General features: G+C 43.4%; 7 protein-coding genes and 1 tRNA gene. 5 read left to right on the top strand and 3 right to left on the bottom strand.

The genetic code is table 11. From position 1 onward, the window contains the following. Positions 1 to 121: 121 nt before the first annotated feature. Complete coding sequence (locus ACFGVS_RS01555; RefSeq protein WP_439697180.1) at positions 122 to 1297, top strand: hypothetical protein; 1176 nt, start codon at positions 122 to 124, stop codon at positions 1295 to 1297. A gap of 240 nt (positions 1298 to 1537) precedes the next feature. On the opposite strand, the gene ACFGVS_RS01560 is transcribed toward ACFGVS_RS01555, so the two are convergent. Continuing rightward, positions 1538 to 1610 (bottom strand) — tRNA-Gly (locus tag ACFGVS_RS01560). 696 nt (positions 1611 to 2306) lie between these two features. On the opposite strand from ACFGVS_RS01560, the gene ACFGVS_RS01565 reads away from it, so the two are divergent. Both ACFGVS_RS01565 and ACFGVS_RS01570 read left to right on the top strand, forming a co-directional pair. Then, positions 2307 to 5354: a SusC/RagA family TonB-linked outer membrane protein gene (locus tag ACFGVS_RS01565; RefSeq protein ID WP_439697181.1), complete on the top strand. Its 3048-nt coding sequence runs from the start codon at positions 2307 to 2309 to the stop codon at positions 5352 to 5354. Positions 5355 to 5368: 14 nt separating this feature from the next. Further along, complete coding sequence (locus ACFGVS_RS01570) at positions 5369 to 7042, top strand: RagB/SusD family nutrient uptake outer membrane protein (protein WP_090652906.1); 1674 nt, start codon at positions 5369 to 5371, stop codon at positions 7040 to 7042. Between the two features lie 235 nt (positions 7043 to 7277). Here the strand turns inward: ACFGVS_RS01570 and katG are convergent, their stop codons facing one another. Then, positions 7278 to 9554, bottom strand: coding sequence for a catalase/peroxidase HPI (katG, locus tag ACFGVS_RS01575; protein WP_439697182.1), 2277 nt, complete (start codon positions 9552 to 9554; stop codon positions 7278 to 7280). 248 nt (positions 9555 to 9802) lie between these two features. Between katG and ACFGVS_RS01580 the strand changes: the two genes are divergently transcribed. Both ACFGVS_RS01580 and ACFGVS_RS01585 read left to right on the top strand, forming a co-directional pair. Then, positions 9803 to 10807 (top strand): FAD:protein FMN transferase, encoded by a 1005-nt coding sequence (locus ACFGVS_RS01580; protein ID WP_439697183.1) that lies wholly within the window; start codon positions 9803 to 9805, stop codon positions 10805 to 10807. 12 nt (positions 10808 to 10819) lie between these two features. Continuing rightward, positions 10820 to 12019 (top strand): Gfo/Idh/MocA family protein, encoded by a 1200-nt coding sequence (locus ACFGVS_RS01585; protein WP_439697184.1) that lies wholly within the window; start codon positions 10820 to 10822, stop codon positions 12017 to 12019. Positions 12020 to 12090: 71 nt separating this feature from the next. Here the strand turns inward: ACFGVS_RS01585 and ACFGVS_RS01590 are convergent, their stop codons facing one another. Continuing rightward, complete coding sequence (locus tag ACFGVS_RS01590; protein ID WP_439697185.1) at positions 12091 to 12258, bottom strand: hypothetical protein; 168 nt, start codon at positions 12256 to 12258, stop codon at positions 12091 to 12093. Between the last annotated feature and the right edge of the window lie 241 nt (positions 12259 to 12499).

The following is a 12499-nucleotide window of genomic DNA, read 5'->3' on the forward strand; positions in this document are numbered from 1 at the left end:
ACACCCACATGTTTTAATTTTTCAGGTTGTAGCAGCAACTATTGTTGTTGCAGGTAAGCAAGCCGCATATACCGTTTACCAATAAATTACGTTAATACAATATCCATCTAAGCTCCTTTTCATGAATAGCCACCGCATAGCGCAATGTTTTAAAGCGTTTACCATTATAGGTTATCTTTTATATAGTATACCCCTGCATGCCCAGTTATCGGCCGCGGTGCATTATAAACCAATACGGGCAGATACATCTGCAGATGTTATAACCGATTACGATGCTAACAAAGCATCGGTAATAGTAAATAAAACACGCGTACCGGCCGAAGGCAATGTTAATTTCCTGGAGAATATGGAAACACATTTAAGCAGCCGTCAGGAGCGCAAGGCGCTGATGGGCTATTTGAAAGAGTTTTCGACCGGGAGTAACGAAGTAAATTATAACAGGTCGAGGGTTAAGATATACTACAAACTGGCCAATGTATTTGCCCGGTTGCGTATGTATCCGCTGGCCATGAAATGTTTTTTTAAAACTATGCAGTATAAAAAAGAACCAAAATCACCAACCTTGCAAATAAGACCGTTGGCTGATTCGGTATCGGCAGATACATTGAGTGTTGATTCGGGCCTTAGCACACGTTACCTGGCAATTAGTTCAAAAGACGATTCGTTATTTGTGAACGATCCAAAACCTTTGGCAATAAATGATAAAGCCGAAGAGAAAAGTAAGGCTGTTACTTACCAGCGTATTGTAAACACTTTTAACGATGGCAAAAAGGCGGTTGCCTATGCGCTGTTATTTCATGTGAAACAGCCGGTACCCGGTAAACCACGGATTTTTAAGATAGTTAATACCGGCCATACTTTTATTACCCTTATAAAATACAATACCGATTCAACCTCGGTTTCCATATCGTTTGGATTTTATCCTCAAAAAGACAACCTGTTTTCGGCAACGCCCCTTGATCCTTCCTGCTCGGGCACGTTTAAAAACGATAACGGGCATAACTGGGACGAAGTGATGGGTAAGTTTATCTCCAAAAAAAGGTTTGATAAAATTTTGCTGCTCACCAAAAGCTACGATGGGCTTGAATATCATCTATCTAAAAACAACTGTACCGATTTTGCAATTAAAGCTGCTTCATACGCAGGCATCGGCGTGGCCGATACAAAAGGCTCGTGGCCGCTGGGGCATGGGAACAATCCGGGCATAACCGGGCAAAGCATTATATCAGGCGGAGTTTATAATACCGAAGGTAAAGACAGCCTTTTTATTGATTTTGATGCCGCGCTGGGTAAATAAAAGATCTGTTGTTAATACAGTCCCAATTTTATTAACACATTGTTTTGCTCCTTTTTGCGCTTGATCCGTGTTATCCTTTGTTAAGCGGAATGCATAAGGAAAACTCCGCGGATTAGTTCTTATAAAAAATCTGAAGATGTTACCGGGCGGTGAAAAACATTAGGTTTGATCTTATATTTTGCCCTTGAAACCGCGCGATCTCGGCGCAAAAAAAGCCCCTCTTTTTACAGAGGGCTTTTGAGCGAAAGACGAGATTCGAACTCGCGACCCCGACCTTGGCAAGGTCGTGCTCTACCAACTGAGCTACTTTCGCGTTAGTATAGGCTCTCATTTATAACGAAACCCGATACGAAGGTATCAGGTTTGTGTTGCAAAGATACAGATTTAGATCGGTTTGTCAATAATCTGAGATTGCTATTTCTCTTAACTGCATAAAATCAAGGATTTAAAAAAAAATAGAGCGAGGGGTTATCGGATTATTCGGGCGTTGGGGTGCCAATTAAAGTATAGAATAATAAGAAGGCGAAACATAATATTAGATTATAAATATAGTAATGAAAAGCGTAAAGCAAAATTATAAATGTATAATATACACTTTTTATTGAATATCGTAATCGACCGAATGCTCCATGTAATTAGATGATGAATTAGGCTTTATAAAACTAAATGGCAATAAAAACAGGTAATTTATCAATAGAGTCTGAGAAAGTTAAATAGGTGTAATAATTGTACAAAACACAATAGTACGTAATCGTTTACGTAAATATTCTTATCGTAAATAAAAAATCTAACAAATAAAATATTCACTTTTATGATGGTAATATCAAATTACCACCATAACCAATTAACTATAAATAACCTTTTTGTTTTACTAATAACTATTTAATTATGAAGCTTATCCTCAAGATGGAAGTGGATGGTATTGACCCGTCGCCACCTTTTTTTTGCCGCAAACACCAATGTTTTAAACCAACAAACCAATTTATATGAACAAAAATTTACAAAAATCATGAGATTTAACCTAAAACGCAGCAAAGGCACGTGCAAGGCTTTGTTGTTGCTTTTATTGTCATTGACTTTAAATTTGCACAACACTTTTGCTCAACAAGGCACCAATGTTACGGGCCTGGTAACTGATAGCAAAGGGCTTAATATCCCGGGGGCTACCGTTAAGGTAAAAGGGACCCAAAAAGCCGTAGCAACAACAACTAACGGAACATTCAGTATCGCCGCAAATGCCGGAGATGTACTGTTAATTACATCAATTGGCTATAAAGCCCAGGAAGTGACTATCACCGGTGAAAAGCACTATAAAGTACAACTGGCCGAGGATAACACATCTTTAAAGGAGATAGTTGTAGTAGGCTATGGTACCAGCACACGAAAGGCACTTTCAAGCGCCGTAAGTACTGTTAAATCCGAAGACCTTAATAGAGGAGCCATTGCCGATGTGGGCCAATTGCTGCAGGGAAAAGTAGCTGGCTTGAATATCAGCGCCAGCGGCGACCCAAATAAGCCTGCGGCGGTGGTATTGCGTGGAGCCTCTACAATTAATAGCCCCGGCGCACCTTACTACGTGATAGACGGAATACCTGGCGGTGATATTGCCGGCATCGCGCCTAATGATATTGTTACTGTTGATGTGTTGAAAGATGCTGCCGCAACGGCAATTTATGGTAACAGGGCTGCCAACGGCGTAATTATGGTTACTACACGCCGCGGTAAAAAAGGCCAGTCGCAGGTAACTTACAGTGGGTATGTAGGGACCGAAAAGGTTAGTAATAATCTTGACCTGATGAACGCCGATCAGCTAAGGGCATATGTTGCTGCCAATAATAACGCTTTTTCGCCCAATGATGACAAAGGTGCCAATACCGATTGGATGAAAGCTATTGAACGCTCTACCGCTTTCTCACAAAACCACAATCTGTCGCTCAGTGGTGGAGGCGAACATAATACTTACAGCGCAAGCTTGAATTATTTTAAAAAACAGGGTATACTTACCGCAAGCTCACTTGAGCGCTTAATAGGCCGTTTAAATGTCGATCAGTATGCTTTGGGTGATAAGGTTAAATTTAGCCTCAACATATCTAACTCTGAAAGCAACTCAAATAACGAGCCGCTGCAAAATATCGTTTTATTACAAGCGGCAAAGCATATGCCTATATCGCCGGTTACTAATGCAGATGGTACTTATTTCGAAAACTTAAACACAACAGGGTATTTTAACCCGCTTGCAATGGTTAATAATGCCCAGGACAATACAAAGTATCACGTATTGATGGGTGGTTTTGTTACCGAAGTTAAATTACCTTTTGATTTGACGTACAATGTAAACCTATCATATCAAAGGACAACGGCTAACCACGGCGAGTTTTACGGCAGTTACTTCAGCAAATATCCAACGTCGAACTTTTATAACAATCCAGACCCGGGTATTGGTATCGCGCATACATTGATAGGGTCAATATTCGGAACAAACGGGTCGGCTTTGAGAAATGTTTATGAAAATACCTCTAAAACGTTGGAAACCTTTTTATCATGGAATAAAACATTTGGTTTTCATTCTGTTAACGCCGTTTTAGGTTACTCATACCAACAGAATATTGTTGGCGACGGTTTCCAGGCTACAAGCACCAACTTCCCTATTGATAATATAGGCTATTTAAACCTTACTTTAGGCAATCCATATGCCATTTCTTCTTACCGGATAAACCTGGGGAATGATCTTACATACGCCAAAACATTAATGATCTCCGATTTCTTCAGGGTTAACTACAATTATAAAGAAAAGTATCTTTTGCAGGCGTCTATCAGGAGGGATGGCAGTTCTACATTCGGCGTTAATAACCGTTGGGGTTATTTTCCTTCAGTTGGTTTGGCATGGCGTATAACACAAGAAGATTTTATGAAAAACCAAACATTGTTTGACGATTTGAAGCTACGCGCAAGCTATGGTATAACCGGTAATTCATTTGGTATTGGCGCTTACACATCACAGCTGTATTACGGAATCAGTGGCACTTACTACAATAATGGGGTACAGGCTGCGGCGTATGCCCCTGCACAGGGCACTAATCCTGATTTGAAGTGGGAGCGTACTGCTACGAAAAACATTGGTCTCGATTTTTCCATTCTTCATAATAAAGTTTCAGGCTCAGTTGAGGTGTATGATAAAAATACTACCAACATGCTGTACAAATATGCAGTATCATCTTCGCTTGTACCAGGCGGCCAGATATGGGCAAATGGAGGCAGTATCAATAACAAGGGTATCGAGGTTAGTTTGAATGCCACACCGATTTCAACGCAAAAATTCAGCTGGTCGAGCAGTGCAACCGTAACCTTTAATAAAAATAAGATAACGAGTTTGAAAAACCCTTACGCAAATGGCGATTCAATCCGTTATTCTGACCCCGAAGGCCCGGGACAAACCAACGCTACATTGCAAATTCTTAAAGTAGGATATCCGGTAGGAGAGTTCTTTTCACTGAAATATGCCGGTAAAGATGCTAACGGTGCCTCGCTGTTTTATAAAAAAGATGGCACAACAACTACTTCGCCTTCAATAGGAACAGATTATTTTTATTTAGGAAGCCCGCAGCCTAAAGTAATATTAGGATGGAACAATACTTTCAGGTATCATAATTTTGATCTAAATATCTTTTTAAGAGGTACCCTGGGTAACAAAATTTTCAATGCTACCCGTGCCGATCTATCTTATACCGCGGGTGCTACTACCAATAATATTTTGGTTAGCGCAGGGGGCGATAAAATATCCGATACCAAAAACTCCTATTATTCAGACCGCTACATTGAAAGTGGTTCATATGTTCGTTTAGATAATGCTACACTTGGTTATAACTTCAAAAATGTGGTAAAATATGTAAACAACATACGTGTGTATGTTTCAGGAAATAACCTGGCCACAATTACCGGGTATAAAGGTATCGATCCTGAGATCAATCAGGGAGGCATCGCGCCGGGTATAGATTATAATAATTTCTATCCTAAAACGCGCACGCTGTTATTTGGTGTTAACGTATCATTTCAATAATAGAATTAAAGGACATGAAAAAAATATTTTTTGGAATACTTAGCCTCTCAATCGGGGTGATGTTATTCTCGGCATGCCATAAATTGGATGTTCCGGCTTCTTCGGAACTTACGCCTGATGCATATCCACATACCGAAGCACAATTTAGTTCAGCATCGGGCCCTGTTTATATTGCATTGAGGAGTGATTTCGCTGTATCGTACTGGTTTACACAAAGCTGTTCGACTGACGAAGCGGTTCTGGCTACTTTCGGCTCGGATTGGATAGACGGTAATAAATACCTCGAACTGCACCGCCATACATGGACTAAGGATAATGCGTGGGTGAACTCAACATGGGCATATCTTACCAATATGATTGGTATCGCTAACCAAACCATTTCGGTATTTAAATCAGCACCCGCAGGTAGTACTAAAAATACCAGTATTGCCGAATTGAAAACCATGCGTGCGTTGGCCTATTACATGATGATGGACCTGTATGGCAATGTTCCGCTCGATACGTTGTATGGATCGACCGCAGTTAAAACAAACGCTACCCGTTCCCAGGTATTTACCTACGTAGAAAGCGAGCTTAAGGCTTCTATCCCTTATTTGAAGTCGACCACCGGAACAGCTACATATGGAAAACCAACAACGTTTCTTGCTTACTCCATACTGGCAAAAATGTATTTGAACGCAGAAGTTTACACAGGTACTCAACGCTACAACGATTGTATAGCAGCTTGTGACCAGGTTATCAATTCGGGTCTGTATAGTATAGAACCGATGGCAACTTATCTCCAGATGTTTTATCCAACCAATGGGCCGAGTACCAAGGAGTTTATTTTCGCTATTCCATATGATGCTTCCACATCCAACGGCTATATGTTTTATGGCCGTTATGACTTGAACCGCAACCTCGGCATCAGGTACCTTTATTCGGGCTCTACGCCGGGAGGTATTACTGATCCTGTGATGAACCAAAGTACAGGCAGTGGTTTAGTAAATAATAAGCCGAGTGGCCCGCGAATGACTACAAGCGAATTTTACGCCAATTTTAACGACGCTAATGACATCCGCAATAAGCAATGGCTTACAGGTTTGCAATACTGGACAGATGGTAACCCTATTATGGTGAGCACAACCAATGTAGGATATGATCAGTTTTACTCTGGTTCAACTCCGGCAGGCAGCTATGTTTATCAATTAAACCTTACGCCGCTTACTCCTAACTCATCACGTTTGGGTTCAGGTTCTTTTGACCTGGGTAAAGACGAAATAGCATGGAACACAGGGTACCGGAACATTAAATTTTATCCTGACTATACCAACACCATCAGCAGAAACCAGAATAATGATGTGCCGGTTTTCCGTTACTCGGATATTATCCTGATGAAAGCCGAGGCAATTTTGCGTGGTGGCACACCAACTTTGGGTGCTACTGCATTATCGTTGGTTAACACGTTAAGAGCTAACCGTACTACATCGGCTGCTTTAACAAGTCTTACTCTTGATGACATGTACAGCGAACGTTGCCGGGAGTTTACATGGGAAACATGGCACCGCAATGATATGATACGGTTCGGCAAGTTTGAAAATACCTATGGCTTAGGAAAAACAAATACAGATACCTACAGGCGCATCTTTCCGATACCTACGGTAGCTATACAAACAAATAATAAGCTGGTGCAAAACCCTGGTTATTAACTACTTGATTAAACTTTAGAAAGAGGCTGGATCAATATGATCAGCCTCTTTTTTTATTCGTTCAAGTTGGCATTGTCCCCATGTTGCAAAGTGGGGTTGAGTTTTCTCAATATAAATCAACAACAAAGGCACCATGATCCGGTGCCTTTGTTGTTATAACACGATAAAATTGGGGCCATTTACTTAATCCTTCGTAACACATCAAGGAGAATGAACCCAAAATGGCGGTATTTTCCTAAACACTTAAATCAAATCTGTCCAGGTTCATCACTTTGGCCCATGCGGCTACAAAATCGTTTACAAACCTGTCCGTGGCGTCGGAGCTTCCATACACTTCGGCCACAGCCCTCAATTCTGAGTTTGAACCAAAAACAAGGTCTGCTCGGGTTGCTGTCCATTTTACTTCTCCGGTGACGCGATTACTACCTACATAAACTTCCCTGTCAGTAGAGGCAGCTTTCCAGGCCGTGCCCATATCAAGCAGGTTTACAAAGAAATCGTTGCTGAGTACGCCAAGACGCGAAGTGAAAACACCATGTTTGGAGCCATCAAAATTGGTGTTCAATACCCGCAACCCGCCAACAAGCACTGTTAACTCGGGTGCTGTTAGGGTAAGTAATTGCGCTTTATCTATTAATAATTCTTCGGTAGATACTGGTACTTTTGATGTGCGATAGTTGCGGAACCCATCGGCAGCAGGTTCCAGGTAACCGAATGATTCTACATCAGTTTGCTCCTGCGAGGCATCCATACGGCCAGGGGTAAAAGGAACGGTGATGACATGTCCTGCATCTTGAGCCGCTTTTTCAACAGCTGCATTGCCGGCCAGTACGATCAAATCGGCCAGCGAAACTTTTTTACCATCGGCCTGTGCCGCATTAAACTCTTTTTGAATGCCTTCAAGTATGTTCAATACGTTTTGCAATTGTATCGGATTATTCGCCTGCCAGTATTTTTGCGGGGCAAGGCGAATGCGGGCACCATTGGCGCCACCGCGTTTATCGGAGCCACGGAAGGTGGATGCCGAGGCCCATGCCGTTGAAACCAGTTCAGATACGCTTAACCCCGATCCCAATACTTTTGCTTTCAAGGTAGCAATATCATTTTCAGATATCAGTACATGGTTAACTGCCGGGATAGGGTCTTGCCAAAGCAATTGTTCCTGCGGCACCTCTGGCCCCAGGTAGCGCGCGATAGGGCCCATGTCGCGGTGCGTTAATTTAAACCATGCGCGGGCAAAAGCATCAGCAAATGCATCCGGGTTTTCTAAAAAGCGTCTTGATATTTTTTCATAAGCCGGGTCGAACCTTAAAGCGAGGTCGGTAGTAAGCATTGCAGGCTTATGTTTTTTTGCGCTGTCATAGGCATCCGGAATAATGGTGTCATCAGTTTTAGCAACCCATTGTTGCGCGCCGCCGGGGCTTTTTGTAAGTTCCCATTCAAAGCCAAACAGGTTTTCAAAGAAATTATTACTCCATTGGGTTGGTGTTTTGGTCCAGGTTACTTCCAGTCCGCTGGTAATTGTATCCGCGCCCTTGCCGGCTCCATAACTATTGCTCCAGCCAAAGCCCTGCGTTTCGATGCCGGCAGCTTCGGGTTCTTTGCCTACATGGTCGGGAGTTGCAGCGCCATGGGTTTTGCCAAAGCTATGGCCACCGGCTATTAATGCAACTGTTTCCTCATCGTCCATCGCCATACGTCCAAAAGTATCACGAATATCTTTGGCTGCCATCACCGGATCAGGATTGCCGTCTGGTCCTTCGGGGTTCACATAAATGAGCCCCATTTGTACAGCTGCCAATGGTTTTTCCAGGTTACGGGAATGAACGTCACCATCAGCATCATCTTCAGACACCAATACGCCGTGCCCATCAACACCAGGCGAACCATGTGCATAACGCAAATCGCCACCCAGCCAGGTGGTTTCAGAACCCCAATATACAGATTCGTCTGCCTCCCATACATCTTCACGTCCGCCGGCAAAGCCAAAGGTTTTAAAACCCATTGATTCCAGTGCCACGTTACCGGTAAGTATCATCAGGTCGGCCCATGAAATTTTGCGGCCATATTTTTGTTTAATGGGCCAAAGCAGTCTGCGGGCTTTGTCAAGGCTTACATTATCCGGCCAGCTGTTAAGCGGGGCAAAGCGTTGCAGCCCTGCGCCGGCGCCTCCGCGTCCGTCGCCCACACGGTAGGTTCCGGCACTGTGCCATGCCATGCGTATAAATAAACCACCGTAATGACCAAAATCTGCCGGCCACCAGTCTTGCGAGTCGGTCATGAGGGCATAAAGGTCTTTTTTTACTGCTGCAAGGTCAAGGCTTTTAAAAGCTTCGGCATAATTAAAATCTTCGCCCATCGGGTTTGATAAAGAAGAGTGCTGACGCAGGATATTCAGTTTTAGCTGATTAGGCCACCAGTCGCGGTTCCGGGTGCCGCCACCGCCAACATTGTGCTTCATACTGCCGTTGTGAAACGGACATTTACTAATGTCATTTGATTCTCTTTCCATAGTTATAAGTTTATGTATTGAACGTCTGCACCTATCAATTATGCAGCAGTATAAAAGTAGGATATTGAGGTTAACAATCCCAATCGATTAATTCTATCTTTAATAGTTAAAAGCTATTGGATATGGCATATTTGCGGGAAGCCAATATATATTGTAGAGATTAAAGGTATAGATGTTCGTTTTTTTGAAGCTTATTTTAGGCGGAGAAGTGAAAAATCCATTGATTTCTTACATTTGACTATCTGACTATGAAAAAGAATTTATTGCCCGGCGCTGTTTTTTTGGTGTTGTTGTTCTGCGCTTTCGGGCGGCAGGCGCCATTACGCCGTTTCGAACTGAAGGGTTATGCACAGGGCACTACCTATAGTATCGTGTATTACGCAACCGACAGTTTGGTAAGCCTAAACCAAACCGACAGCCTGTTGCAACGGTTCGACCGTTCTGTTTCCCTTTATCAACCCAATTCGCTCATTTGCCGGTTTAACCGTTCGGGAAAAGGTATCCGGATTGATGAAACTTTCAGGATGCTCATCAATCATGCCCTGCAGATCAGCCGCGCTACGGCAGGGCTGGTAGATCCAACTGTAAAGCCCCTGGTTGACGCCTGGGGATTTGGTGTGGTAAAAGCCACACATGAACCTGATAAGGAAGAAGTAGAAAGCTTGCTACGCAATGTAGGAGCCGGTAAGATAGCTTTGAAGGGTAATTTTTTGCATAAGACTAATCCCGGTGTGCAATTGGACCTTAACGGTATCGCCCAGGGTTATTCGGTTGATTTGCTGGCATTGCTATTGGAGCGACACCACATTCACAACTACCTTGTTGAACTTGGGGGCGAATTGCGCGTAAAAGGCCGTAAGCTTGGTAACGAGCCATTTAAGGTAGGCATCGAAGGTATTAGTGGCGACGACCTGGACCCGGCCCCCATGCGTAAAGTGATCGAACCCGGGGATGGTGCCATCACTACCTCCGGCAATTACCGGAAACATCACGCGGCCGGCGGCAAACAGATTTCGCACCTAATGAACCCGCTTACAGGTTACCCTGTGCAAAACGAGATGATTAGCGTTACTGTGTATGCTAAAGATGCCATAACTGCGGACGGTTATGATAATGGTTTTATGGCGATGGGGCTGAAACGAACCCTGAGTTTTTTATCGAAACGGAAGGATATGGGGGCTTATATTGTGTACCGGAGGCCTGATGGCCTTATTGCTGATACGGCTACCACTTTTTTTAACAAATATCAATAACAAACTGAAAAGATGGAGAGAAGAACTTTCTTGAAAAATACCGGCATACTCACTGGTGGACTATTTCTTGACAATAAGCTGAGCGCCTTGCAGATGGGAGACGATCCGGTGAAGATAGGGGTGATCGGTTGTGGCGATCGTGGCACCGGGATTATGAACATCCTTAATGGGATGCCTGATAAGTTCCGCGTTACCTCAATCTGTGATGTGCTTGATTTCAGGCTGGCCACGGCACAAAAGCTGAGCAAATGGGGTGTCGTAAAAACTTATACAGATTATCACCAGCTATTGGATGATAAAGAAGTGGGGGCGGTTATCGTAGCTGTGCCGTTGCACTTGCATTATCCGATAGGGGCGGATGTAATCCGTTCGGGCAGGCATTTATACCTGGAAAAAACGATGACCTATACCATTGAACAGGCGCTTGATTTGGTGGGCCTGGTGAAGGGCCGGGATAACCAAGTGTTGCAGGTAGGCCACCAATACCGATATTCCCCCTTATATTACCGGGTTAAAGAGATGATTAATAAAGGTTATCTTGGGAAGGTAACGCAGGTGGATTGCCGCTGGGACCGCAACGGCAACTGGCGCCGCCCGGTTCCTAATCCGGCCCTGGAACGGGCAATCAACTGGCGGATGTACAAAGAATATTCGGGCGGGCTGGCGGCCGAATTGCTTTCGCACCAGATAGATTTTATTAACTGGGTTTTTGATACCCATCCGCAGGAGTTTTTTGCAACGGGTGGGATAGATGTTTTTAAAGACGGCCGCGAAACTTATGATAACGTTCAGCTGATGTTACGTTACCCGGATCAGGGCCTGATTGGAAATTTCGGCGCGATGTGCGGTAATGCGCATGACGGGTATCTTTTTAAGATCAAAGGTACCCTGGGCACGGTTTCCCTGCTGACCGACCAGGGGATGTTTTACCCGGAGAAAAAGTTGTTGAGCGATAAAGGAACAATTGACGGCGTAACAGGAGCTACACGCATTGTATGGAACAAGGAAGGAGGGACGCCTATTTTGCCCGAACCTACCAAAGACGGCACCTGGTACGCGTTCAACGATTTTTATCAAAAGATCCGGCATAAGGGACTGCCCGACAGTAATGTATTTACCGGCGCCCGAACCGCGATCAGCGTACACCTGTCAAATCAGGCTTTATATAGTAAAACGATTTGTAGCTGGGATAAGGCATATAAGATTGGTTGAAAAAAATGCTTGATATTGTACAAATCTCAAACTATTTCCTGGCCGATTTGCGCTTGGTTGCCGATTTGGGTTTATAAATCCCATTCTTGCGTATTGGTTGCCGATGAGGGGTTTTTAAAGTTATAAAGCAGATTATTAATAACGAACAATATAAAAACCGGACCGGCAGAAACCACATAAAGTAAAGCAACCCATAATAATTTAGCCAAAGTGTTGTATTCCTGAAATAATTTACACATTTGTGTGTTAATGCGTAAATTTAAATACCAGTTATATTAAACAACCAACATTTTGCAAGCTAAGCCATTATATGATCCACAGCACATACGCGACCGGGTAGCGCTGGGTGATGAGCAAGCTTTTGCTTTGTTTTTTAATTACCCCAGCTGTCCGTAGAGTTGCGCTGTTCGAATGTCTCCGACTTCGAACAGCTATGCTTGTAGTTTGTAACTACAGTATTTTCGCTGAACGAATAAGCAC

Origin of the sequence: Mucilaginibacter sediminis, assembly GCF_051903035.1 — a bacterium.
Lineage (GTDB): Bacteria > Bacteroidota > Bacteroidia > Sphingobacteriales > Sphingobacteriaceae > Mucilaginibacter.

Coding starts and splice junctions, on each gene's coding strand:
- ACFGVS_RS01555 (WP_439697180.1), top strand. CDS start 122: ATGAATAGCCACCGCATAGCGCAATGTTTTAAAGCGTTTACCATTATA.
- ACFGVS_RS01565 (WP_439697181.1), top strand. CDS start 2,307: ATGAGATTTAACCTAAAACGCAGCAAAGGCACGTGCAAGGCTTTGTTG.
- ACFGVS_RS01570 (WP_090652906.1), top strand. CDS start 5,369: ATGAAAAAAATATTTTTTGGAATACTTAGCCTCTCAATCGGGGTGATG.
- katG (WP_439697182.1), bottom strand. CDS start 9,554: ATGGAAAGAGAATCAAATGACATTAGTAAATGTCCGTTTCACAACGGC.
- ACFGVS_RS01580 (WP_439697183.1), top strand. CDS start 9,803: ATGAAAAAGAATTTATTGCCCGGCGCTGTTTTTTTGGTGTTGTTGTTC.
- ACFGVS_RS01585 (WP_439697184.1), top strand. CDS start 10,820: ATGGAGAGAAGAACTTTCTTGAAAAATACCGGCATACTCACTGGTGGA.
- ACFGVS_RS01590 (WP_439697185.1), bottom strand. CDS start 12,258: ATGTGTAAATTATTTCAGGAATACAACACTTTGGCTAAATTATTATGG.